General features: G+C 57.5%; 19 protein-coding genes. 7 read left to right on the forward strand and 12 right to left on the reverse strand.

Going from position 1 to position 24,271, the window contains the following annotated elements:
• Positions 1–129: 129 nt before the first annotated feature.
• The 3 genes from H6650_05030 to H6650_05040 all read right to left on the reverse strand — a co-directional run bounded on the left by H6650_05030 (position 130) and on the right by H6650_05040 (position 6,373).
• Positions 130–1,671, reverse strand: coding sequence for a hypothetical protein (locus tag H6650_05030; protein MCB8951359.1), 1,542 nt, complete (start codon positions 1,669–1,671; stop codon positions 130–132).
• Positions 1,672–1,680: 9 nt separating this feature from the next.
• Entirely contained in the window at positions 1,681–4,470 is a 2,790-nt protein-coding gene (locus H6650_05035; GenBank protein MCB8951360.1) for a hypothetical protein, read from the reverse strand.
• 160 nt (positions 4,471–4,630) lie between these two features.
• Positions 4,631–6,373: a hypothetical protein gene (locus H6650_05040; GenBank protein MCB8951361.1), complete on the reverse strand. Its 1,743-nt coding sequence runs from the start codon at positions 6,371–6,373 to the stop codon at positions 4,631–4,633.
• Between the two features lie 595 nt (positions 6,374–6,968).
• Between H6650_05040 and H6650_05045 the strand changes: the two genes are divergently transcribed.
• A complete protein-coding gene (locus H6650_05045) occupies positions 6,969–8,783 on the forward strand; it encodes a tetratricopeptide repeat protein (GenBank protein ID MCB8951362.1) in 1,815 nt (604 codons plus the stop codon).
• Between the two features lie 1,609 nt (positions 8,784–10,392).
• On the opposite strand, the gene H6650_05050 is transcribed toward H6650_05045, so the two are convergent.
• The 5 genes from H6650_05050 to H6650_05070 form a co-directional block, all read right to left on the reverse strand.
• Positions 10,393–10,704, reverse strand: coding sequence for a hypothetical protein (locus tag H6650_05050; GenBank protein MCB8951363.1), 312 nt, complete (start codon positions 10,702–10,704; stop codon positions 10,393–10,395).
• A 34-nt stretch (positions 10,705–10,738) separates the two neighbouring features.
• Positions 10,739–11,116, reverse strand: a complete 378-nt coding sequence (locus tag H6650_05055; protein MCB8951364.1) for a hypothetical protein — start codon at positions 11,114–11,116, stop codon at positions 10,739–10,741.
• 351 nt (positions 11,117–11,467) lie between these two features.
• Entirely contained in the window at positions 11,468–12,673 is a 1,206-nt protein-coding gene (locus tag H6650_05060; GenBank protein ID MCB8951365.1) for an FAD-dependent oxidoreductase, read from the reverse strand.
• A gap of 193 nt (positions 12,674–12,866) precedes the next feature.
• Positions 12,867–13,919: an XdhC family protein gene (locus H6650_05065; protein MCB8951366.1), complete on the reverse strand. Its 1,053-nt coding sequence runs from the start codon at positions 13,917–13,919 to the stop codon at positions 12,867–12,869.
• 11 nt (positions 13,920–13,930) lie between these two features.
• The gene (locus H6650_05070; GenBank protein ID MCB8951367.1) at positions 13,931–15,217 is read right to left on the reverse strand and encodes a VWA domain-containing protein; all 1,287 of its coding nucleotides are present in this window, start codon (positions 15,215–15,217) and stop codon (positions 13,931–13,933) included.
• A gap of 48 nt (positions 15,218–15,265) precedes the next feature.
• On the opposite strand from H6650_05070, the gene H6650_05075 reads away from it, so the two are divergent.
• Both H6650_05075 and H6650_05080 read left to right on the forward strand, forming a co-directional pair.
• The gene (locus H6650_05075; GenBank protein ID MCB8951368.1) at positions 15,266–15,547 is read left to right on the forward strand and encodes a type II toxin-antitoxin system RelE/ParE family toxin; all 282 of its coding nucleotides are present in this window, start codon (positions 15,266–15,268) and stop codon (positions 15,545–15,547) included.
• 13 nt (positions 15,548–15,560) lie between these two features.
• Positions 15,561–15,881, forward strand: coding sequence for a HigA family addiction module antidote protein (locus H6650_05080; protein MCB8951369.1), 321 nt, complete (start codon positions 15,561–15,563; stop codon positions 15,879–15,881).
• 17 nt (positions 15,882–15,898) lie between these two features.
• Here the strand turns inward: H6650_05080 and H6650_05085 are convergent, their stop codons facing one another.
• From H6650_05085 to H6650_05095, 3 genes are read right to left on the reverse strand one after another with little or no spacing between them, the layout of a single operon-like run.
• The gene (locus H6650_05085) at positions 15,899–16,786 is read right to left on the reverse strand and encodes a MoxR family ATPase (GenBank protein ID MCB8951370.1); all 888 of its coding nucleotides are present in this window, start codon (positions 16,784–16,786) and stop codon (positions 15,899–15,901) included.
• Positions 16,787–16,797: 11 nt separating this feature from the next.
• Complete coding sequence (locus H6650_05090) at positions 16,798–17,556, reverse strand: SDR family oxidoreductase (GenBank protein MCB8951371.1); 759 nt, start codon at positions 17,554–17,556, stop codon at positions 16,798–16,800.
• A gap of 41 nt (positions 17,557–17,597) precedes the next feature.
• Positions 17,598–18,626 (reverse strand): molybdopterin-binding protein, encoded by a 1,029-nt coding sequence (locus H6650_05095; protein MCB8951372.1) that lies wholly within the window; start codon positions 18,624–18,626, stop codon positions 17,598–17,600.
• Positions 18,627–18,797: 171 nt separating this feature from the next.
• On the opposite strand from H6650_05095, the gene H6650_05100 reads away from it, so the two are divergent.
• The gene (locus H6650_05100) at positions 18,798–20,285 is read left to right on the forward strand and encodes a peptidase S10 (GenBank protein ID MCB8951373.1); all 1,488 of its coding nucleotides are present in this window, start codon (positions 18,798–18,800) and stop codon (positions 20,283–20,285) included.
• Entirely contained in the window at positions 20,282–21,157 is an 876-nt protein-coding gene (locus H6650_05105) for an alpha/beta hydrolase (protein ID MCB8951374.1), read from the forward strand. Before H6650_05100 ends, H6650_05105 begins: the two co-directional genes overlap by 4 nt.
• Here the strand turns inward: H6650_05105 and rpiB are convergent.
• Complete coding sequence (gene rpiB, locus H6650_05110) at positions 21,154–21,606, reverse strand: ribose 5-phosphate isomerase B (protein ID MCB8951375.1); 453 nt, start codon at positions 21,604–21,606, stop codon at positions 21,154–21,156. The genes H6650_05105 and rpiB overlap by 4 nt on opposite strands.
• Positions 21,607–22,063: 457 nt before the next feature.
• On the opposite strand from rpiB, the gene tal reads away from it, so the two are divergent.
• Complete coding sequence (gene tal, locus H6650_05115; protein ID MCB8951376.1) at positions 22,064–23,170, forward strand: transaldolase; 1,107 nt, start codon at positions 22,064–22,066, stop codon at positions 23,168–23,170.
• A 90-nt stretch (positions 23,171–23,260) separates the two neighbouring features.
• Positions 23,261–24,259, forward strand: coding sequence for an endonuclease/exonuclease/phosphatase family protein (locus H6650_05120; protein ID MCB8951377.1), 999 nt, complete (start codon positions 23,261–23,263; stop codon positions 24,257–24,259).
• Positions 24,260–24,271 lie beyond the last annotated feature (12 nt).

Genomic DNA, 24,271 nt, shown 5'->3' on the forward strand with positions numbered 1-24,271 from the left:
TTTTGTCAAGAGGTTTTCGGGGCAATGTTGGGCAGTTGTGGAACGCGGCCCAAGATTGATTCACTCTTCAGGAATGAACCAATCTGAAAAACGGAAACCTATACACCTGTCAACCAAACAGGCAGGCGCTCACGGTGGGAAAAGCAGAGTGGCCGGCGCGCCAAAGCGAACCAGGTAGCCCTTTCCCGGCTGCAAGAGGGAAACAGGGGACCAACCGCCATTGACCAGTTGAAGGAACGAGGATTGGCGTGCCCCAGGTGGATTGGTCGTCAGCGCCATGATTGATACGGGCGTGTCAAAGGCGCCGACGAAGTTCCACCCGGCGGTAACGGCAATCACTTGCGGCGTAACGGGGGCGCCACAGAGGGCGTACTGGTAAGGGCGGTCGAATATGACCACATACCCTTGTCCCGTGTGCAATGTCTCTGTGACGGGACCTCCTGGCATCAAGAGTGCAAGGGCATCGGGGAAGAGGGTGGCGAGGCGCATGTCGTTGGTTTCAAAGGGGATGGAGATGAGGTTACTGCCGGCATTCACGCGCACGGCCACGCATTGATAATCGCCTACCTGCGGAACAGGGGACCGATACTGTGCGCGCTGATGCTGTTGTGCCGGCAGATTGTGCCACAACAAGGAATCGTCGGCTGGCGCGGGGGCATGGGCGCGGATGGTGTATTGCGTTCCGGAGACCTGCCCTTCAACCCGCAACTGGTAATCGCCGGCGCGTGTGGGGGAGATGACGAGGGTTTGCGTTATGCCGGCATTCACGTTTACCCGACGCGCTGCCCAAAAGTTGTGTGGTTCCCACACGAACAGGCTCGCTTCACCGACCAGAACACTTAAAGTGAGTGTGATCGCCTGGCCGCCATCAGCGTGATAACGGTATGTGTCATCGTTTGTGTCCAGCACATGGCTATCGGGCGCGTAATTCAGGTGCAGCACGGATGGTTCGGGCGTGGGGCGACCATTGCTTCTGCTCCACACGTGCAGCGTAAGCAAACCCGCCCGGATGGTGTCTGGCAGCGTGAATGTGTAGTCGTCGCCGTTGAAGATAGGGGCATCGTCATGATGATCGTCAAGCAGAACAGGCGCCTGCGTCTGTGCGTCAGTGCCTGGCGCATACTGGTACACCTGGATGTCCAACGCATGAATAGGGAGGGTGCTGCTCATCGTCAGCGTTACGTCTCGATGTGTGAGCCATTGCCCGCCCTCCGGCATGGTGACCGTTACTATCAGTATCTCGTTCTCAAAAACCTCGTCATGGAGGACGGCGATGTTGTCCAGTTCGTTCGTTTCCCAAAAGCGGTTGTCAGGGTCAACGGTCGCTGACAGCGTCAAGCTGCCGGCTACAGTAGGCGTGAACGGATAGGATGCTTCAATCCCGTGCGTGCCCGTGAGGAGGTAGCCTGCCGCGATGCTGTTGGTGTAAACCCGTGATCCATCAATGCTTATTTCAAAGGTAACAACGGGGTTGATGACGGCGCGATCCGTGTTGATTTCTACCGTGGGCAGGATGGGCACGCCGACGGTGATGGTTCCGGAAATAGGAGAGGTGATGCTTTCGGCGGATAGTTCGGCTTCTTGTTGCGATGCCGGCAATCTCGTCAAGCAGGGTTGTGTGATGAGCGTCACGCCATCCTGCGCCTGCCTGACTTCCCAATATCGCTGCAAAACGTCGCTTCAGGTGATGCCGGCAGCACCGTCCCGCACGAACGCATAAGGGTAATCGTTGGCGACTTCCCAGGTGAAACTGAGGGCGTTAGTCACCGTGATCACGGAGGCGTCGGTGTAAAGGGGAACCCAGGGAAGGGTCACGGTATCGCCGGAGTTATCTGGTTGACCTTGCACGTCGGCGTAGAGCGCCAGACCGATCCGCTCCGTATTGGTCAGGGTCCAGGTTGGGGCCACGGGAGGGGCAAACCAGGGGGTGCCACTGTGGGCGCTGCGCGTAATGACCGCGCTGCTTACCAGATTGTACGCCGCCGTCGCATGTGTGCCGATGTCCGTTGATGCGCCGAATGTGCCGGCAACGGACTGCAAAAATGCACCCACATCCACCAGGGCATCGGGTGTGGCTAACGTCCAGTCGGGGGCGCAAAACGTGGTATCGTAGTAGCTGCCCGCGCCGAGGTAGGCGGCCAGCAGGGCATCTTTCGTACCCGCGGGATCGTTGTCAAACGCGGACAGCATCGCCAATGACATGCCATCCATTTCGTCCTTAAAGGCCGCCAACTGGCTGCTGTCTACGGCCACGATCAGACGCGGATGTTCCACATCATCGTCCCCATCAGACAAATCAGCCTGGTTCAATACGGCATCATAGGCAGCGATGATCACGTTGGCTATCGTGGCGGCATCGGCGTCCGGATCAAGATTCATCAGCGACTGCGCGGCCATATCGGGAGATGAGTAGGTGTAATTGGGAGAGCCAATGATGATGTCTGCGTAGGGGGATGCGCCGCCGGCATTGGCCGTTTCGTAAAATTCCTCTACCGAGGCGGCAAAACAATGCGTCAAGTCCAGAATGTCAATCGGGTTAGTTCCATCTTGCGTCCCCATGCTCAAGGCTTCCCCAACTGTGTGGGGGGTGATGAATCCCACGGGATGCACGTCGGTAAAGCCGGGGTCTACCTCAATGGTATAAGGTCTGCGGGGTGCAAAATAGTCGGGGAACAGGTGGATAATGTCGTCATTGTCCACATTGGGGACCAAAAACGAACCGTGGCCGATGAAGGAGAACAGGGTTTTGTGGGCGGGGTAATTGTTTTGCGCCCAAAGCAGAAACGCGCCCAGGTCGGCGCCGCTGGCCATGTTGTATTCATCTCGATCCAGGTTGAGGATGCCGGCATCATCAGGCAGCCCATCAATCGGTGTGTCAAGGCCATCCTGAATGACGTGAATGACCGTATCTCCTTGCCCGTCCAGGTCCGCCAGGAAAATGACCACCAGGCCCGGCTTGCCCGCCGTTGCGCTGATGAAGTTGTCCATCATGGGTTGGAAGTAGTCGGCAAGATTCGTGAGGTTAGACGGATCATTGTCGCCCGCCAGGGCATAGATGGTAGTGAGGGACCAGACGCGACAGAGGGAAATGCCGGCAGCCTCTGTCGCCTGCACCACTGCGGTGGCCAGGGACACGTTGGCGGAAGGAGTCTGCGCGACGCCATTCGTGTTCACAGCCGCTACCGCCGTATCGTAAACAACCGCGTTGCTTTCTACGCCGATAGCGCAAGCGGCAATGACGCCCTGACCGTCCAGTTTGAGCAGCCAGTAGTCACTGCCGCCCGCCCCGAGGGAGCGGGTGTCACCTGCCGCGAGAATTCCTCCATCGTCCGTCAGCGCCAGCGCCTGTCCCCTTTCCTCTGCTCCCTGCCCATACGCCTTTTGCCAGACGCTGCCGCCGCTGCCATCAAAGTCCAGCAGCCAGAGATCGTTCCCGCCCCCGCCAAAGGAAGCGGTCCAGCCGCCGATCAGATAGTGGCCGCTTGCCGTCTCTTGCACGGCCTGAAAGCCGTCACTGCTGCCGCCGCCGACGCCTTTTTGCCAGACCACGGCGCCACTGTTGTCGAGTTTAACGATCCAACCTTCAGAATCCTCCGTTTCCAGCGAAGGGAAAATAGCTCCAACCAGCACGTAGCCGCCGTCGCCGGTTGCCTGGATGTCATTGGCGAATTCAAAACCCGCGTCGCCGTAACTTTTCTGCCAGATGACGATGCCATTACTGTCCAACTTCAGCACCCAGGCATCCGCCTCCCCGCTGCCAAAGGAGTACGTGTAGCCTGCCGCGAGGTAGCCGCCATCGCTCGTCTGGCGCACGGCGTTGGCGTAATCATCCGCTGCGCCGCCCACGGTGCTTTCCCAGGCGACTGTGCCATCACTGTTGAGTTTAAGCAGCCACAAATCGGCATCTCCCGCGCCAAAGGAAGAGGTCCAGCCGGCAACGATAGCGCCGCCGTCGCTCGTTTCCTGAATCGCGGTGGGATTGTCCACGCCAGAACCGCTGAAGCGATACTGCCAGGCTATGTTGCCGTCGTCGTTGAGTTTCACCGCCCAGGCGTCCCAATCAATGATCTGGTTGCTGTAGGCATAGCCGGCTACCAGATAGCTGCCATCACTTGTGGCGACGATAGTCGTCGCTACTGTGTGGTCGTTGAGGCTGAGGGTTTCCTGCCAGAGGGCAGTACCCCAGGCATCTCGCTTGATGATCCAGGCGTCCGTGTTGCCCGGCGTGAAGGAATCGCTGCTGCCGGCAACGACGGACCCGCCATCTATTGTCTTATCCAGGGCGTACAACTGCTCATTCCCGGCGCCTCCGAAAGCCAGCGTCCATTCGCCACTGCTGCCGTTCAGGAGTGGGTTCGTTTGTGGGGGTGTGGGGGGAATGCCGGCATTCACCGGCCACGAGACCATCCAAACGGTCTCTAGCAACAAACTGATCACGACGAACCAGGTAAGAAATCCTTTATCCTTCATTGTCTGTTCTCTCAAGAATCAGTTCACAATTGCTTGCCGCCAACAAAAGGGGCATAGGGAAGACGCCCAGCGTCTTCCCTAGGTGTTCGTGACCAGCCGCGGTGGGTGGCGAGGAGGCGAGTGCCTTATCACCTCCCCGGCAGGTTTCCTTGATGGTCAGTTACTTATCCGCTGGTAACTGTAGCAGCTCTGGAGATACCGTCTGGATGCGCGGCACTCCCCCATTAGCGGCCGCTGCGCCTGTGTTCACCAACGCATAATCAGCGCAGATAATCCCATCTTGCGGCGTCACCAGTTCCGTGAAGACAGCGACATTGCCAAAGTTGGGGAACGGGAAGGAGATAGTGTTCTGATAAGGCGTGTCCGCGGGCAGTGATGACGCCCACAAGCGGAACCAGTTTCCCATCACGTTGACGGAGTTTACCCATGTTACAACTTCTGGCCCCGTATAAAGACCATAGGTCAGCGACATCTGCCCACCATTGTAATTAGCCACCAGGCCCAGCGCGCACCCCCCCGCGGAGCACGTTGTCTCGCTGATGATGGTCGTATTGAGGGCTATGTCATTGGTAGGCAAAGGCGTGTCTGAGAGAGATTGGGGAGATGCGCTCGTGTTTGTAATCTGCGCATTAGAGGGCAAAACAGAGGCATTGCCAGACCCCATGGCCGCACAGCCATCAATCTGACCCAGATTGTTGAGCTTCAGTACCCAGGCGTCGTGATTGCCAGCGCCATAGGAAAGAGTTCGCGCGGCCACGACGAATCCGCCATCGCTTGTTTCTTCGATGTGGATTGCTTCTTCTTCGTTTACGCCGCCAAAAGTATGCTCCCACGTAACTGCACCGCTGACTGTCAGCTTAAGTACCCAGGCATCCCAGTCCCCTGCGCCAAAAGACCCATTGTTTCCCGCCACAACAAATCCGCCATCGCTGGTTTCCTGGATCGATAGGGCCGTATCTGTACCAGTTCCGCCATAAGTCTTCTCCCACATGACATTGCCATTGGCATCCAGTTTGAGTACCCAGGCATCCCAGGAACCGGCGCCAAAAGATGCGGTGTGCCCGGTGACAATGTATCCGCCATCACTCGTTTGCCGTACGGCCTCTGCCTGATCTTCGCCAGGTCCACCATAAGCTTTCTGCCAGACCACTGCGCCGCTACTGGTGAGTTTTAATACCCAGAAATCGCTGCTTCCCGCGCCAAAAGAATGCGTATGGCCGGCGACAATGAATCCGCCATCAGCCGTTTGTTGAATGGCGGCGTTCGTGCCCGTATATTCGTTATTGTTGCCTCCATAGGTATTCTGCCAGATAATCGACCCGTCATTGCCAAGCCGTAACACCCAAAAGTCACTGCTTCTTTCGCCGGCAACAATAAAGCCATTACCCGTTCTCTGGATGGATCGAAGTTCACCGCCTCCATAGCTTTTTTGCCAAACGATATTTCCCACGGCGTTTAGCTGAACGATCCAGGCACCACCGGCAACATCTGATCGGCCAACAAAAACAAATCCAGTGCCGTTTTCGACTGCCGAGAAAATCCGGCTGGTGACGGCAAATCTTCTCTCCCACACGACCATACCGTCTGAAGCTATTTTGAAGATCCAGGCTGATTCGCCGCCGGCACCAAAGGAATGTGTTTTACCGATAGCGACGTATCCTCCGTCGCTGGTTTGTTGCACATAGTCAATGGCGTCAGTTTCAGATCCCCCGTAGGTAGTGGCCCATTGCGCAGCCTGTTCCGTCATGCCGCCATTCCCGATCTTCTTGATAGCTCCCGACTCAATAGCTCCATATCTGTTGTGCTGCCAGGTTTCTTGCCCCGACGCAAAATCTGTTTGCATCAGACTCGTAAACAAAATCATTGTAATAACAAATAAACCGATGGTTCGATGGCCTTTCATGTTCAGTCCTCCTGGATTTGATTTGTTCTGTACAAGCGGTTTTCTCTGTTATACTCTACTAACCCTCTCTGGAGATTGGACCAATTTCACGCGCTCAATGGCCATTTTCACCAGAGAAAATTGGTCCAATCTGGCTTAGCAGTTACACTTCTCCTTATTCATCCTCCTTTTGAACCAACACGCGATTTTTGAGTCCACAGTGGCTCAGAATTCAAGCTTCATCGCCTAAATCACGACCAGGTGTTGTTCTCATCAGCAGAACTTTTTGCCAACTATACCGCGTGCGAGAATCTGCTATCCCTCTATAGTATAGGGGGGCCTGACCTATCTAAATAATGGGAAGCATCTATTAAGTTTTCAGGCGAGACTTGTGCGATTTGATCCACAAATGGCGCGATTACAGGAAACGTGACCAATGGATGACGCGAATTGGCTGGTTATGGGCGATAGAGAGTATGAGGAACTTATCCGACGGCTCTTCTTAAATTATCGATCTTGTTCGCGGCTGATGCGTTCCCCGTTGATTACCAGCGCGCTTGTGGCGACATGTTTGCTAGAGGGAGATGAGACATATCCTGATGCCAGGTGTTACGCCATGCGCGCCGTCCTGCAATGGACGTTGGAGAGGTTGCGGGCCAGAGGAACGGCGTGGTCGCACCAAAGCGCTGACCTTCTCGTTCAACGATATGTGAAGGGGATGTCGGCGAAGAAATATGCTGATGAAATGTTGGTGAGTGATGCTACGGCCCAGTCACGGCGGCGGGCGGCGATCAGGCGGGTTGCCGGCATTCTCCGTCAACAACTTCAAACACCCACGGAAATCGTACAACTTAGGGAGTGGATGATTGGATTACGTTACGGTGGTCGTCCCCAGGAGCAGCAAAAAACTTTACGTTTCTTGGCAGTTTTTCGCGCTCCGATACCGCTAAGCGTTCGTTCTCCCTTTGCCGTGGAAATCTTCCATGCGTGTATCACACAACTCTGCCGCGTTAACTTGTTGCAAAGCAACCAGACAGCCACGCAAGTGACCGTTCACCCTGAAATCCGCCCCTATCTCTTGACCTTGTTGCCTCCTGACGAGCGGAGCGAATGGGAGCAACAGGCGGCGACCCATTATGAGCAGCATGGTGATTTGCTGGAAGCGGTGTACCATTGGCAAATGGCGGACCATGCGCAGAAAGCTGCGCTGCTGCTGATCGCACGACCACGAGAACGGAGCAAACTGCCTAATGCATTATTGCGAGAGCGATTAACTGCGTTTAAACCGGGCGACTTGCCTTTAGACCTATGGGCAAAGCTGCAAATCTTACGTGGTGAAGTCGAAGAACAGATAAGCGAGTTAAAGAACGCTCAGCAGGCATATCAAGAGGCATTGGGCGCGACCGACAAAGGTGTTAAAGCTGAAGCCTATTATCGGTTAGGCCGTATCCATCGCCAGATCGACCCTGATGCTGCGCTTATCCATTTTGGTCATTGTGAGCGTTTGCTCACAGACACCACTCGCCCGGACCATTCCGAACTGTTGGCCAAAGTTTGCATTAGCGAGGCATGGGTGTTTATCGACCATCGTCCAGATGCCGGGCAAATAGAACAGAACCTGGCGCGGGCGGAAAAGGCAATCCCACGTGCCACAACAGAAAGGCAAGTTACCCTGCTTTCCGATTTAAACAACGCCCGCGCGGCTGCTCTCTATGTGCTGCGCGACCAGCAGCCTACACAATACCAGGAGGAATACATCGAGTGTCGCTGGCAGGCGTGGCATTACGCGCAAGAAGCGCGGGATGCCGTGCGTATCATGAATACAGGACACAATCTGGGCATGGCGTATATGCGGCAGGGACAATATCAGGCAGCTTTCCCCTTATTCCAGGAGAGCCATGAGTTGGCACAGCAGTTGGGCAATCGGCGTATGGTGGCTGTCAACAATAAGGCTTTGGGCAACTGGTACGTGTTAAACGGGGCCGATTATGAGCAGGCAATTCCTTATTTGATGCGGGCGTATGACTACCTGCGTGAGATGGACAACCAATTCCATCTGGCTACTGTTTGTTACGATCTGGCCGAGGCTTACGCACTGTCAGGTCAGGGGACGGCAGGGAAATTTTACTATAATCAGGGCATGAGCATTGCCAGTGCGTTGGGCAATGAGCCGCTGCACGCCGCGCTGACCAAGCTGGCGCAGAAGTATCCCGAATTGACCTTGCCCCTAAACGCCAGGCAGCAACAGGGTATTGGCTTTATGCGGGTTCATGGCGCGGTCACCAATCAGGAATACCGCGATTTAACGGACGTTAGCCCGCGGACAGCCGCCCGCGATCTAAACGATCTGGTGGACATAGGGATTTGTAAGAAAGTGGGGCGGGGGCGAGCAACGCGCTACCAGATTGCGTTGACCGTCGCTGTAGGATAAGACGCCGTCTTGTCCGGTCAATTCGGCGAATTAACCTACCGTGTTTTCCCGCACGATACACTTGACGGCAGACTAACCAGGATAGCGACTTGTGCTGCAGGTTTCCCTGATGCAGGGTTACTCACCTACCGGCAACCGCAGCAACTCAGGAGTCACCGTTTCGATTCGCGGCATTTCCCGATTCGCGCAGCCATCCTGTGTTCACTAACTCTAGGTCTGGCGCAAATAATGCCATCCTCGGCGTTACCAGTTCCGTGAAGACGGACAACGAGATTGGGGAATGGAAAGAGACGTTGTTTTGATAGGGCGTGTTTGCGGGAATGGCCGTTTGCCAGAGCGAAACCAGTTCCATGACGTTAACGGAGTTCTTCCACGTTACGGCTTCGGCCCTGCATGTAAATCGAAGTCCAATACCAATTCAGCGCATACATTATGGCTCGCTTGATAAGTTAGAACGCATCCCTCGTGGATCCAAATACCTCGATCTCGTTCGCCCAACCATGAATGCCATTAAAAAGCGTGTAATCGTTGACCGTAACGCACTGAGACGCTTGCAGCCACTGGGAAAGACAGCCCGATGACTACAAGTAGAGACGCTTCATTCAACCGCCAATTCCTCGGCGGTTGTGTACGGCACTAAGGTTCATTGCCGGCAAGACTTCAACCTCCACCCATCGCGGCTTCTGACCTTCCACTCCAGGAACATTGCCCGAATTGTGTGTCCACCAATCCAGACGTGCAACCGTCTTTCGCTTCCAGGTCAATGTGGCTTTCCACCCCGGACCGCAACCGCCATAATAATCAGTGCCGCCGCACTTCGGCCAAAACCGTAGTCCCAATCCTGGGTCTTGAATAATTCCTTACCACCTTTCCGTGCGGATCAGAACAACAGCCTCCAGCCCGGATTTGCCCAATTGGCTTCTCTAAGTGCGGTTTTCCAATCTCTGTAGGTGATTGGGCCTAACTGGTGTGGGTTAGGACCATTGACGCCATCCGGATCGCTGGTTGTGACGCGAATCAGTAATCCACCCCAGGCGTCAGACTATGCAGACAGCAAAGTTTAGGCTGACCCCGTGGCGTATGGGCCGCATTTCTGTGTCCACGGCCCTATTTTCGTTCGTGGCTATCTCCACCGGCTAACTGACTGTTTGTGTTCGCATCATCGTCGCTGATCGGCACTTCTACCAGGATGTGGGTATCCTGGACGGTAGCCGTGGCTGAGTAAACTGTCGTGGCGTCAACTACTGTGGCCAGGTGTGGATGTCCCAAACCAGCGGATTGAGCGCCGTGACACCGTCATCATCGTAAAACGTGATCTGAGCGTAATAATCGGTGTCGGCGTCAGATCACGGAACAAATAGCGTGACAAAGGCTATTACTGCCGAATTCTGACGCACGCCTCTGTCCACGGCCCATCGGGAGGTACTATGGGCGTAATGGGTTACTGTTGCCATTTGCGTCTCGCCAAAAGGCGCATGGACGCTGAACCAGGTGCTGCTGAGGACGTGATTTGTGGGGATACAGGGATGACGTTGTTTTCGGTCGCCGGTACAAAACATAACTCATCAAAATAGTACGTGGCATTAGGTCGCCACGAAAGGGCCAAACGTCACCAGATCGAATTTTGAAACCCGTAATCACCTGTAAACGCAAGCACCTCGTTACCGTCAAGTAAATGGTCCTCTGTTTCGCCTATCCTGATTTCAAAATGATAGCCAGCCCAAAGTTCGCGGGATATTGCTACCTGGTCTCCTATTGCATCTGGACCAATGCGAGAAACATCGGAATCAATCTTCCACGCCAACGCTAAATAAGAATCCAGTTCGCCAAAGGAATGTGGAGTTCCATAAGTCAGATGCGGAGTAAAGCGTCTGTTGGCCTGGAGCAGTATCGTAAACCAGACAGAAACCGTTCCTTTCACAATCTGGCCTAACCCGTGTGTTAGTGAGAGTGACCTATTGCCGCCTTATCGAACTGAATTTGACTGATTGGGTCCCATCGTGGCTTTGTTCTGTGCTTAAGGTAACGGATCCAAACTGCGCTTCAAGCTCCCAGAAGGGATCGAAATCGGCGGCTTCAAAACTGTCGCAAAACGTCTGTGGTAGCGCAAGCCCAAAACCCCAGTTGGTTCCATTACTGTAGAGACTCGTTGCCGGAGTTAGGGAGGAGTCAGAGGGATCAATCACAATCGGATAACCTACTCCGCTTGCGGTTTCCGATTCTGTTCCCATTATGGCGTTGTCCTGCATATAGCCCGTGGGCAATCCGACGAACAATAGCAGGCCAAGCACCATGAAAACTAACAGGCCAATTGAAAGATGCGACGACTTCATGTTAAAGTTCTCCTTGTAAAATATGTAACTCGAGTCTGGCGAAATCCACATATGGTGATCGGAGTCGAGGCTTTAGCCGGGTCAACCCCCATACGTGGACCGGCTGAAGCCTCCACTCCAGAAACGCCAGAGTCCAGTATGTAATAAGGGGTGGCTAACGCCAGAGGCACGACGCACCTCTGTTATGATCACATTATGCTTTTTTGGACTTAGATTTCTCCCTGGTTGCCAATGGTAACTGGCAGGTGTGGCGCACTTGCTCAGGACGTTGCGCATATTAGCCGCTCTTGCAACTTTATGTATAGCTGCCAGAGTTAGGAACTGTTTTTTAGTGATGGCGGGGCGCTATGGTTAGTGAGGTTGTCGTTTGTGACGGTTGCGGGCGGCTTCTTCCCCGTGCGTATCTTGCCGCAGGTCGCGCCAGCGGAAACGCTTTCCAAAAGGGTGCGCCTTTCTTTCCACTACGTCAGCCGTGAGACCGCCCAGCAATGGCGCGAATTTGAAGGCGTGCCCGCTGCCGCCGGCGGAGACGGTGATGCCGGCATAACCCGGATGCCGGTCAATCCAAAAATGCTCATCCAGCGTGTCGCAGTAAAGACAGAGTCGTGTGTACACGATGGGCGCTTCCGCCAGGATAGGCAGCGACTCCGTGAGGAAAGAGCGCAGAAACTGGACATCTTCGTCGCTCACCTGGCGCGGATCCCGGGCGGGATCGACGCGGCGGCCAACGCCGTGGTTGGCGATCTTCACGATTTGGGCTTGTGGGTGGTAGGGGAAGCCATACCAGCCTGTCTGGCTGATGTCGGCGGCGAAAACGGTAAAGTGGGGCGGCTGGAAAAGGTCGGGGTCGGAAACCTGCAAATGGAAAACGGGCTGACCAACGGCGAACATAATGGGGGCCAGGTCGGGCACGAGGAGCGGGGTCCACGCGCCCAGGGCAACGACGACGTGATCGGCGGCGAATGTTTCTCCCTGGCCGGTGCGCACGCCGGTGACGCGGCTGCCCGTCATCAATAGCTTCTGGACGGAGACGTGCGGGTGCAGGGTCACGCCGTTTGTAATGGCGGTGTGCAGCAGCGATTCCACGACGGCCCCGCTTTCGACGTAGCCGGCTTGTCGGTTGAGGTAGCCATCGACGAAGACGCCTTCGCGCCAGGCGGGGTATTGGGCGGCGATGTCGCTCGCGTTCAGCCGTTCAGGGTGATGCCCCCGCTTTTGCAACATCTGGTAGCTTTCGTATTCGTAGCTGTGGGGCGACATGGGCGTGCTGTTCAGAAACAACATGCCCACTTCATGGTAGAGGGGGCGGGAGAAGAGGGTTTTGTTCCAAGTCAGCCAGCCCTGGCGGGCGGCTTCTCCCATGCGCATATACGCTTCGTCTGCGCCGTAGTCCATGCGCACGGCTTTGCTGATGTCGGTGGAGGCGGCGAGGGGATGCGGGAGGGGACCAGGGTCGAACAACGCCACGCGATGGCCGCGTCGGCGCAGTTCGATGGCTGTGGTGACGCCGAAAATGCCGGCGCCAACCACAATCACATCGTACCCTGTTGCCGTCATGCTTCTCCTCTGAAAATGATCTTCCCGGAAGCTTCATCACAGAGGATGGTTCTGGGTAACAGCTTCCGGGAAGATGATCTCATTGATGGTGGTGCGCCGCAGCACATGAAGTCTCCTTCGAGAATAGTTGACAGTCGGTAGAAGACTATCAACAGGGCACTATTATGACGCACGGTTAAGAAAAGACAAACGTTTATGCCGCGCCGGGATTGGACATGGGTGGTCGGCGGGCGGCGACGATTTCGGCCATGATGGAGAGGGCGATTTCTTCGGGTGTTTGGGCGTTGATGTCCAGGCCAATGGGGCCGTGGATGCGCTGGATGAGGTGGGGGGGAATGCCGGCATTCTCCAACCTCCTCCGCCTCTTTTCCTGTGTCCCCCGGCTGCCCAACGCCCCCACGTAAAAAGCCGCGCTCGGCAGCACAATCTTCAACGCCGGATCGTCAATCTTCGGATCATGCGTCAGCATCGCCACCGCCGTCCCCTGGTTCAACTTCACCTGCGGGAAAGCCTTATCCGGCCACGCCTGAATCACCTGGTCCGCATGGGGGAAACGCGCCGTGTTGCCAAAAGCGCGGCGCGGGTCAATCACAACCGTGCGATAACCCAACGTCCTCGCCATGTGCGTCAGGGCCACGGCAATATGCACCCCGCCCACCATGATCAGGTTGGGTAGCGGCAAGATGGCCTCCACGAAGAGGGTGCACGGCTGTGGCTCGTTTACGGTTACGGACTGGGAACGTCCGTGGGTCAGTGCTTCTTTTGCCGCCGCCAACGCTTTGGTTTGGAGAGATGCCGGCATCTCCGCAAAAACCACGCCACCAGGTCCCACCACCGCCTTCGTCCCCAACCAATTGTCCGGCCCGGCAATCACCGTCGTCACCGCCAGCCCCTCATCCGCCAACACCCCTTCGCGCAAAACGGCATACACAGCCGCGGGCAGCGGCTCCACAAACACCTTGATGCTGCCGCCGCACGCCAACCCCACATCCCAGGCAGTCTCGTCGGCCACGCCAAAAGTGAGCAACTGCGGCCGACCGCTTTCCAGCGTCTCCACGCCGGCGGCGAACACGGCCCCCTCCACGCAGCCGCCACTGACGGAGCCGGCCATCCCCCCCGCCGGCGTCAGCGCCAGTTTCGCCCCCACCTTGCGCGGCGCGGACCCCCACGTCTCAATAACCGTCGCCAACGCCACGGGGTGTCCATCTGCTTGCCAACGATCAATATCCGCGATTACCTCTTGCATGGTTAAACTCCTCAAAAACCGGGTTTTTTGGAAAACTCCTCAAAAACCGGGTTTTTTGGAAAAACCCGGTTTTTGCCATGAACGAAGGCCGCGCCGCTGGTTTTGATGGGCTGGCGGCGGGAACTGCGTTTCTCATCAAGTTGCGCCAGGTGCAGCGCCAGGTCTTCCAGGCTGACAAGATTGTGTACGGGCAGGAAGTCGTCGATATAGGGCAGGGCGGCGCGGATGCCGCGCGTCAATGGTTCGTAGCGGGGCGACCCCAGCAGTGGATTGAGCCAGACGAGCCGATGACTGGTGCGCTGCAAGCGGGCCATCTCCCGGCGCAGCAACTCCGGGTCGCCACGATCCCAGCCATCGCTGATCAGCAGCACCAGCGCGCCGCCGCGCAGCACGCGCCGCCCCCACGCAAAATTGAACGCCTTCAGGGCGTCGCCGATGCGTGTGCCGCCTGACCAATCGGGCACGGTCTGGGCCACCTCCTGTAGCGCCCGATCCACGTCCCGGCTGCGCAGTTGGCGCGTGATGCGCGTCAGGCGGGTGCTGAAGACGAACACCTCCACCCGCTGATCCAACCCTTCCGCCAGACTGTAGAGGAAGTGCAGTAGCAGGCGCGTGTACCGTTCCATGGAACCGCTGATGTCGGCGATGATCACCAGCGGGCGCGGCTTGATACGTGGCGTCAGGCGCAGCCATTGCAGTTGCTCGCCGCCGTAGCGAAAATTGCGGCGCAAACTGCGGCGCAAATCGAGCCGCCAGCCGCGTCCCGGCTGCTGGCGACGGGTGCGCCGCTCCCCCAGACGCCATATCAGCCGGGCCATCATGCGCCGGATAGCCGCCAGTTCCTCCCCGCTCAGGTCGCCAAAATCCTTTTGCCGCAGCACCTCGCGCGTGCTAAAGGTGCGCGTCACTTCGATGATTTCCTGCGTCTCCTCGTCCCCTTCCTGTTGCTTGGGGGACGCGGGCGCGGCGGATTCTTCTTCCAGCGGCGGCGGCATCACCAGCGTCGGCGGCTGGTCGCGCTTTTGCAGCAGGTCGCCCAGGTTTAGTTCGATGCTGCCATCGGTTGGCCTGCGCCAAAACAGGTTAAACGCCTGGTCAAACACAGCCAGGTCGTCGCGGCGGTTGACGAGCAGCGTCCGCAGCGTGTGGTAGAAATCGTCGCGGCGGCCAATTTCTACGTATTGCAGCGCATGAACCACGTCAATCATGCGGCCGGGGTTGACATCCATGCCCAGGTCGCGCAGCAGACGGCCAAAGAGAATCAGGTTGTTGAGGAGTTGTCCGTTTACATCGGTCATGACAGCATCGTGTTTGACGGTAATACCGTCCAACGGTATTATTGATTTATGATCAGGTCCTTCAAGTCAAAAGAGGCGGAACGAGTGTTTCAACGCTCGTTTTCACGCAAACGTCCACACGACATTCAGACGGCCGCGTATCGGAAATTGGCTTTATTGCACTCAGCCCGTGCGTTGAAGGACCTGCTGCTTCCACCATCCAACAAATTGGAAAAATTGCAAGGGGAGCGACAAGGACCATATAGCATTCGCATTAACGACCAATGGCGAATCTGCTTCATATGGCAGGATGGTGATGCCTATGACGTGGAGATTGTAGATTACCATTAGCGGAAGGCAAATGATGAGCGAAGAACGAATTCCACCCGTGCATCCGGGCGAGGTGCTGTTAGAGGATTTCCTGAAGCCGCTGGGCATCAGTCAATACCGGTTGGCGAAGGAAATGCATGTTTATCCGCGTAAGATCAATGAGATTGTGCATGGTAAACGGGCTATTACAGCCGATACAGCCTTGCGTTTGAGCCGCTTTTTGGGTACGTCGGCGGAATTGTGGATGAATTTGCAGGCCTTGTACGACCTGGAAGTGGCGCGAGACGAGATAGAAGATCAGTTGTTAAGGGACGTGACGCCACTTGCGCGGGAAGACCTGCCCATGATGTCTTGAAATGGGGAGCAGGTGGCTCAGGCGCGGGTGAGGGCGCGGGTGAGCAGTTGGCGCAGGGTTTCGCCGCGCAGGAGTTCCACGTCGTCCTGGTATTTGAGGATGACGCCGAGCGTGTCTTCGACGACGCTTTCGCTGAGGGCGCGTTGATCCAGGGCGACGAGCGCGGCGGTCCAGTCGAGCGTTTCGGCGACGCCGGGGACTTTGTAGAGGTCTACCTGGCGTAGTTCCTGGATGAAGGCTGTGATCTGGCGGGCCAGGTCGGCGGATGCCTGGGGCATCTTCGTGCGCACAATCTCCAGTTCCTTGTCGTAGCTGGGGTAATCAATCCAGTAGTAGAGGCAGCGCCGCTTGAGGGCGTCGTGGACTTCGCGGGTGCGGTTGGACGTGAGGATGACGACGGGGGGCGTGGCGGCTTTGAGCGTGCCGATTTCGGGGATAGTGATCTGGAAGTCGGACAGCACTTCCAACAAGAACGCCTCAAATTCCTCGTCGCTGCGGTCGATTTCGTCAATAAGAAGGACGGGGGCGCGTCGGCGGCTTTGCTCAATGGCTTGCAGCAGGGGGCGCTGGAGCAAGAACTCTTTGCCGAACAGTTCCGCTTCCTGGGGGCGTTCGCCGCGCGCTTCCAGCAGGCGAATGTGCAGCATCTGGCGCGTGTAGTTCCACTCGTAGACGGCGTGGTTGACGTCCAGCCCTTCGTAGCATTGCAGCCGGATGAGGTCGGTGTCCAGCATGTTGGCGATGACTTTGGCGATTTCTGTTTTGCCGACGCCGGCTTCGCCTTCGAGGAAGAGGGGGCGCTGTAGTTTGAGGGCGAGGAAGATGGCGGTGACGAGGCCGCGATTGGCGATGTAGAGCTGGTCGCGGAGGGCGTCCTGGAGGTCGTCAATAGATTGAAAGGGCATGGGTTCTCCGGTTACTGGGCGGTGAGGCCGCCGTCGATGGTGAGGGCGGCGCCGGTGACAAAGGAGGCGGCGTCGGAGCAGAGCCAGAGGACGGCGGCGGCGACTTCGACGGGTTCGCCGAGGCGGCGACTGGGGTTGGCGGCGATCATGCCTTCGGCGAGCTGGGGCATGACGTCGAGGGCGCGTTCGACCATGGCGGTGCGGATGACGGCGGGGCAGACGGCGTTGACGCGGATATTTTTGCGGGCGTATTCGACGGCGGCGGTTTTGGTGAGGCCGATGACGCCGTGTTTGCTGGCGGCGTATGCCGGCATACTATGCGCCCCCACCAATCCCGCAACCGAAGCCGTGTTCACGATCACGCCGCCTCCTTGCGCCAACATCTGCTGAATCTCGTACTTCATGCACAGCCACACCCCTTTCAGATTGACGGCGATGATCTGGTCGAAGTCGGCTTCCGGTGTGTCGGCGGTGCGCGTGGGGGGGCCTTCGATGCCGGCATTATTAAAAGCACAATCCAGTCGCCCAAAGTGAGCCACCGTCGCCTGCACCATGTGCGCCACCTCCGCTGCCTGACGCACATCGGCGCGCACGAAAATTGCCTCGCTGCCCATCTCTTGCGCCAGCCGCGCCGTTTCCTGACCCGCCCCTTCGTCAATGTCCACCAACGCCAGCCGCGCGCCCGCCTGGGCAAAAGCCAGCGCCGCGGCTCGTCCAATACCCGCGCCCGCGCCGGTGATGAGGGTTACTTTGTTGGTGAGTGATGTCATGGGATGGTTTCCAGTTGGTAGTTGGCGGTTGGTGGTGGTTGTCAGGGGGTGAGGCGGGCGCGGGGGGCGGGGCGTTCCGGCACGTCCTCCAGCAGGCCGCCATGGCCAAAGGCGACGATGTCCGCCGCCGTGAGCCGGTCGCCGACGAGGAGGCGGGGCAGCACCAGGTCCACGATGTTGTCTTTGGGGCTGCGGGCGCAGCCGGGCGCGCCCAGGATGGGGACCGCCCCGTGGTAGGCGAGCATGAGCAGGTTGCCGGGATCGACGGGCGCGCCAAAGCAGATGACGGTTCCGCCCGCCTGCTCCACGGCGCGCGGGGCGATGTCGTGGCGGTCCATGATGGCCGTTTCGCCGGCGAGGATGATCAGGTCGTGCGCGGCGCGCAGGTGGGCGCGTATGGTTTGCGCCAGCCGCCGCTCGTCGTCTTCGTCGTCCAGGGGGACAAAGTCAATGGCGACCAGGTCCGCATTGAGGGCGGCGAGGCGGGCGCGTAGGGCGGTCTGGAAGCTGTGGATGATGCGGTCCTGGACGGCGGGGGAGCCGGAGAGGATGAGGCCGGCGCGTTTGGGCGTGAGGGGATCGAGGCGCAGCAGGGGCGCGGGCTGGTTGCCGATGGCTTCGGCCTGGCGCACCGCGGCGGCGGGGATGGCGTAGGGTAGGATTTTGAGGGTGGCGACCATTTTGCCGGCATTGACGGCTGTCTGTGCCGGCAATGTCGCCAACGTCACCCCCGCGCATTCATTGAGTTGTGCCAGGCGGGGTACGTCCACCCGCAGCACGCCCAGCGCCGCCGCGTGCAGGTTGACGCGCCCGGTAGCCGGGCCGGACAGGCGCACGTGCGCACCGGCGGCGGCGGCAGCGATGCGCCCGGCGGCGGTGTTTTCTTCCACGTCGTCCGCCTCGATTTCGGCGACGTAGACGGCACGGCGACCCAGGCGACGCAGCAGGTCGAGGTCAGCGGCGGTGAGGGGTTTTCCTTTACGCAGGACGCGACGGCCGTCAATGCCGGCAACATTATGCCCCAAAATCTTCCCTTCCGCTTCAGCGATAGGAACCGGTCCAAATTTCATGGTCTTTCAGCCCAGAAACCGGGTTTTTGAAAAAAACCCGGTTTCTTCCGTTTCTTCAATTCTATTACGTTTTGAGACGCGGACAAAAATCATTGCCCCGCTACACGGCTCCGTGCTACACTCCCATACCAACGATCAACCGGCAATCGTCACTTTTTCAAGGAGTTCATCGTGCCCGAAAACAACGAGAAGGAAAACGGCAAGCCCAATGGCGCGGCGGAAACCCCGCCGCTCCCCAAGGAAGAACTCGTCACGACGCAGCACACCGTCACCATTGACGGCCAGGAAATTGCCTACACGGTCACGGTGGGCACGATTTTGTTGCAAGATTATGATGAGCAGAAGCCGAAAGCGTCCATTTTCTTCGTCGCCTACACCCGCGACGACGTGGACGACGCGGCGCGGCGCCCCATCACGTTTTCCTTCAACGGGGGGCCTGGCTCCTCGTCCGTCTGGCTGCACCTCGGTGTGCTGGGGCCGCGGCGGGTGCTGATGGACCCGGATGGCAATCCGCTGCCGCCGCCCTATCGCCTGGTGAACAACGAATATGCCATTCTGGACAAAAGCGACCTCGTCTTCATTGATCCGGTGAGTACGGGCTACAGCCGCGCCGTGCCCGGCGAGAACGCGGACCAGTTCCACAACTTCGAAAAGGACATCGAATCAGTCGGCGAGTTTATCCGCGTGTACACGACGCGGTATCATCGCTGGGGGTCGCCTAAGTTCTTGATTGGCGAGAGCTACGGGACGACGCGGGCGGCGGGGCTGGCGGGTTTTTTGCAGGAACGGCACGGCATGTATCTCAATGGGGTGATGCTGATTTCTTGCATTTTACAGTTCCAGACGGCGCGTTTTACCCCGGCCAATGATTTGCCCTTTATCCTGTTTCTGCCCACGTATGCGAGTACGGCGTGGTATCATGGCCAATTGCCGCCGCAGTGGCAGGCGGACTTGGGGGAGACGCTGGCGGCGGTGGAGGCGTTTGCGTTGGGGGATTATGCGCGGGCGCTGCTGTTGGGGGCGGAAATGCCGGCATCCGATCGCCAAACCATCGCGCAACAACTGGCCGACTTCACCGGGCTGTCCCCCGCCTACATCGAACAGACCGACCTGCGCATCAACATTCACCGCTTCGTCAAAGAACTCCTGCGCGACCAAAAACGCACCGTCGGACGATTGGACAGCCGCTACCTGGGCATCGACCGCGACGCCGTGGGCGAACATATGGAATTCGACCCCAGCTACGCCGCTATTCAAGGCCCCTACACCGCCACGCTCAACGACTACGTGCGCCGCGAACTAAAATTCGAGAGCGACCTGCCCTACGAAATCCTCACGGGCAAGGTGCATCCGTGGAAATTCGAGAAACACCAGAACGAATTCCTGAACGTGGGCGAAACGCTGCGCCGGGCCATGACGCAAAATCCATCGCTGCAGGTGTTCGTCGCCAACGGCTACTATGACCTGGCGACGCCCTACCTGGCGACCCGCTACACCTTCAATCACCTTGGCCTCGACCCCAGCTTGCAGCAAAACATCCAGATGACGTACTACGGAGCGGGTCACATGATGTACCTGCACCTGCCGTCGCTGGCGCAGTTGAAGGCGGACCTGGCCCGGTTCATGGACCGCGCCGCGTTTGGGAACACGGGTGCGTGAGCCGTTATGGCCTGACAGGGATGCGGATGCTGTTTGTGGAAAACCAGATGCTCACCGAACATACTTTTGCGGCAAATGGGCTGACGATCAACTATGCCGTCGGCCCGGCCAATGGCCGCCCCTTGCTGTTGCTGCACGGCCTGATGCGCCGCTGGCAGTACATGATGCCCTTGATTGATGCGCTGGCCGCGGATTGGCAGGTGTTTGCGCTGGATTTGCGCGGGCATGGCCTCTCGGACCGCGCGCCGGGGGGGTATCGTCATTATCAAAATTATGTGCCCGATGTGGCGGCTTTTTTGCAAACGCAGATTGCGGAGCCGGCGGTGCTGTTTGGTCATTCGTTGGGCGGTTTGATTGCGTTGGGAGCAGCGGCGCGCGCGCCGGAACAGTCCCAGGCCGTCATCGCCGCCGAATCCCCCCTCACCCCGGAGAGCATCCTCAGCACCATTAAACTGGGGGCCTGGGCCTGGGTTCCGCAGTTAGCGGGCCGCCCCGTGGACAAACTGTACGCCCTGCTGCGCATGCTCGACCGCCGCGCCGCCGATGCCTACTTGCGCGAAACGGCGCACGAGCTGCACCACGTTGATCCGGAAACGGTGCGCTATTGGGCGGAAGACCGCATGGCGGATTTGCTGGTCGATTATGACATTGACCTGACCTTGCAGCGGCTGGCGCGCCCGCTGCTGTTGGTGCAGGCCAACGTGGACAACGGCGGCGTGACCACCGACGCGGATGTGGCCCTGGCCTACAAGCTGCACGGCGATGTGACGCTGGCGTGCCTGCCCGCCGCCGATCACGAACTCGGATTGAATACCAATCAACCGCAGCCGCTGTTGTCGGTTGTCGCTCCCTTTTTGGCTCGTTTCCGCTAGTTGCCTTCTCGCTCCAACGCCAGCACCTTGTCCAGTCGTCGCTGAAAGCGTTCTTTCGGCTGGAATTGGGCCGCGAGGAAACCCGCCACCAGCTTGCGCGCCAGGGCCGGCCCCACAATCGCCCCGCCCAGGCAGAGGACGTTCATATTGTCGTGTTCCACGCCCTGGGTCGCCGAGTAAATGTCGTGACAGAGGCAGGCGCGCACTCCCTTAATCTTGTTGGCGGCGATGCTGGCTCCCACGCCGCTGCCGCAGAGCAAAATGCCTCGTTCGCCCTGCCCGGCGGCCACGGCGCGCCCGACTGCCGCGGCGAAGTCGGGATAATCGTCTGATTTTTCATAGCTGTATGCGCCCACGTCGATGATCTCGTGCCCCGCGGCGAGGAGTTCCGCGCGCAGCATTTCTTTGAGCGTGAAGCCCGCGTGGTCCGCGCCTACGATAATTCTCATGGTGTTGTCCTTATTGTGCCGGCATTTTCCCAAACGATCCCCCGCTGAATACCGTACCCGCCTCGTTCAGTTCATGCTCATGCTGCTGCCGAAAATGGCATTTTACGCTACACTACGCTCTAAAACGAATCCATCCGCCCGGCGGATTTATACCACACAGTTCGCGTCTTGCCGCCACTGCCAACTTTTATAGAGGCGTCAACACGCAACTGAAAACAGGCAACGAAAAACGGACAACGCGCTTCTGACCACTTCCCACTGGCCCCTTTTATCCGCGTGCATCCGGTCCTATGTTGAAGTCGGCGAGCCAAAAACTTGCCCTACACGGTATTTTTGGAGGAGACTTCACCGGCTGCCGCCGACCACCATGAATGAAAATGGTGTGCCGTCGTAGCCCGATTTTCCAAATCGGGCGGGCGATTTGGAAAATCGCCCTACATTTTTGGAGGAGAACAAGATGAACCCATTGGTTGAACTACAGGCGCATGGGCAGAGTTTTTGGTACGACAACATTCGCCGCAAGTTGCTCGAGGATGGCACGCTGCGGACGTTGATCGCCGCCGATGGGCTGCGTGGCATGACCTCCAACCCGTCGATTTTTGAGAAGGCGATTGGGCAGAGCGACGATTATGACGAGCAGATGGCGGAGCTGGTCTCCACGGGACTGGATACGAAAGGCATCTACGAGACGATGGCGATCACGGATATTCAGATAGCCTGCGATCTTTTTGCCGATTTGTATGCCCGTTCCCATGGGGGCGATGGCTACGTGAGTTTGGAGGTGTCTCCCTATCTGGCGCGGGATACCGAAGGGACGGTGATAGAGGCGCAGCGGTTATTCGCTGCCGTGGATCGTCCCAATTTGATGATTAAAGTGCCGGCAACAAATGCCGGCATTCCCGCCATCCGCGAACTCATCAGCACAGGCATCAACGTCAACATCACCCTCATGTTCAGCATGGACCACTACCTTGCCGTCGCCCAGGCCTACATCGACGGCCTCAACGACCTGCGCGCCAACGGTGGCAACATCCGCCACGTCGCCTCCGTCGCCTCCTTCTTCGTCAGCCGCGTAGACTCCGCCGTTGACAAGAAGCTGGCTGCCCTAGACGATCCCGCCGCTGCCGCCCTCATGGGCAAAGTTGCCGTCGCCAATTCTCGCGTCGTCTATCAGCGCTTCAAAGAGATATTCCATGGCTCCCCGTTTGGCGAACTACGGGCGGCAGGCGCACCCGTGCAGAGGCTGCTCTGGGCCTCCACCAGTACCAAGAACCCCAACTACCTCGACACCCTTTACGTGGACGAACTGATCGGCCCAGAAACCGTCAACACCATGCCGCCGCAGACGATCGAGGCGTTTCGCGATCATGGCAAACCGGGCCACAGCCTGGAACGAGACGTGGAAAAGGCGCAATTGGCGCTCGACAATCTGGCCGAATTGGGCATCGACCTGGACGAACTGGCAGAGCAGTTACAGGTGGATGGCGTTGATGCCTTCGCCAGCTCCTTTGAGGCGTTGCTCAACACCATCAGCAGCAAAGCGTACGAGATGCAAGGGAGGTAGTAAAGCTTGGTTCGTCTTGCCACCCTGTTCTTTTTTCCTCCTTCTACTAATTGACGTTTCCGGCCTTATGCCTACAGCGAGGGGCTAGAAATGAAGACTATGTTGCGACCCTTCATTGTCAGAATCATTGTGGTGGCGACTATCTCCATATTGTTACTGACTTCTGCAACTGCCCAAAGAAAGGATTCTCATCAAGGTCTGGAAATGTTCATTAATCCGGAGACGGCCACATCTTTTTCTGTGCTTACAGCAAATGTCGGTAACTTGAGCTTGGGCTGCCGAAAATACCTGAATAATTTGTGTTACAAAGAAGTCGAGCAAATAATCGCCAATAACATTCAATTATTGGCTCCAGATATTGTTGCTCTGCAAGAAATCCTTGCTCCGTGGCAATGTGCTGCCCAGAAGGAAACAAATGATAAGAAAGTCTGTTTTGAGAATCAATCAGTACCTCAGGTGCGTAGATTGCTGGGTGACGCATATACCATTGTGTGCGATTCTCGAAACCAGTTTGAATGTTTGGGTGTGCGTACCGCCAGCGGTTCGATTCTCGGCTGTGAATCAGGATTAATGTGCAACTTCGCCCGCACTGCTCCTTCTTACAACGCATGTGATCAGGGCTTTACAGCATCGGCTGTTACCGTGAAGCTTCATGATGGTATTCTATTTGACGTTGTTAATGTTCATCTGCAAAGCACAAGCGCAGACTGTCGTTCCAGAACTCTCAGAGATCTTCTTGATGAAAGTATACGCTCTACCATAATTGAACAGGATCGTGTTCTCATTTTGGGGGATTTCAATTTTGATCCCTGGCGAGATAGTGATGAAAGTGTCGACGTGTGGCAAGAATTGTTTGACCAAGGATGGAGAGATCGCTCTTTTCGCTATCATGTGGTAAACAATGAGCGCAATAAACCGTACTTCACCTCATTTTTCCTTTTAAAATGGAGAACCTTTGATTTTGTTGTTAGCAATTTTGCCACAGGGGATCTTTCAGTCTTGGGCGAGTCGCCTGGTTCTGACCGGCTCGACGGAGGCAAAGGAATGGACCATCGGGGTGTTTATGGTATCTTAGCCTTTGAGCCGTAAATCTATTTATTG

Source organism: Ardenticatenales bacterium (assembly GCA_020634515.1).
GTDB lineage: Bacteria > Chloroflexota > Anaerolineae > Promineifilales > Promineifilaceae > JAGVTM01.

Coding starts and splice junctions, on each gene's coding strand:
- H6650_05035 (MCB8951360.1), bottom strand. CDS start 4,470: ATGAAGGATAAAGGATTTCTTACCTGGTTCGTCGTGATCAGTTTGTTG.
- H6650_05040 (MCB8951361.1), bottom strand. CDS start 6,373: ATGAAAGGCCATCGAACCATCGGTTTATTTGTTATTACAATGATTTTG.
- H6650_05045 (MCB8951362.1), top strand. CDS start 6,969: ATGCGCGCCGTCCTGCAATGGACGTTGGAGAGGTTGCGGGCCAGAGGA.
- H6650_05055 (MCB8951364.1), bottom strand. CDS start 11,116: ATGAAGTCGTCGCATCTTTCAATTGGCCTGTTAGTTTTCATGGTGCTT.
- H6650_05060 (MCB8951365.1), bottom strand. CDS start 12,673: ATGACGGCAACAGGGTACGATGTGATTGTGGTTGGCGCCGGCATTTTC.
- H6650_05065 (MCB8951366.1), bottom strand. CDS start 13,919: ATGCAAGAGGTAATCGCGGATATTGATCGTTGGCAAGCAGATGGACAC.
- H6650_05070 (MCB8951367.1), bottom strand. CDS start 15,217: ATGACCGATGTAAACGGACAACTCCTCAACAACCTGATTCTCTTTGGC.
- H6650_05075 (MCB8951368.1), top strand. CDS start 15,266: ATGATCAGGTCCTTCAAGTCAAAAGAGGCGGAACGAGTGTTTCAACGC.
- H6650_05080 (MCB8951369.1), top strand. CDS start 15,561: ATGAGCGAAGAACGAATTCCACCCGTGCATCCGGGCGAGGTGCTGTTA.
- H6650_05085 (MCB8951370.1), bottom strand. CDS start 16,786: ATGCCCTTTCAATCTATTGACGACCTCCAGGACGCCCTCCGCGACCAG.
- H6650_05090 (MCB8951371.1), bottom strand. CDS start 17,556: ATGACATCACTCACCAACAAAGTAACCCTCATCACCGGCGCGGGCGCG.
- H6650_05095 (MCB8951372.1), bottom strand. CDS start 18,626: ATGAAATTTGGACCGGTTCCTATCGCTGAAGCGGAAGGGAAGATTTTG.
- rpiB (MCB8951375.1), bottom strand. CDS start 21,606: ATGAGAATTATCGTAGGCGCGGACCACGCGGGCTTCACGCTCAAAGAA.
- tal (MCB8951376.1), top strand. CDS start 22,064: ATGAACCCATTGGTTGAACTACAGGCGCATGGGCAGAGTTTTTGGTAC.
- H6650_05120 (MCB8951377.1), top strand. CDS start 23,261: ATGAAGACTATGTTGCGACCCTTCATTGTCAGAATCATTGTGGTGGCG.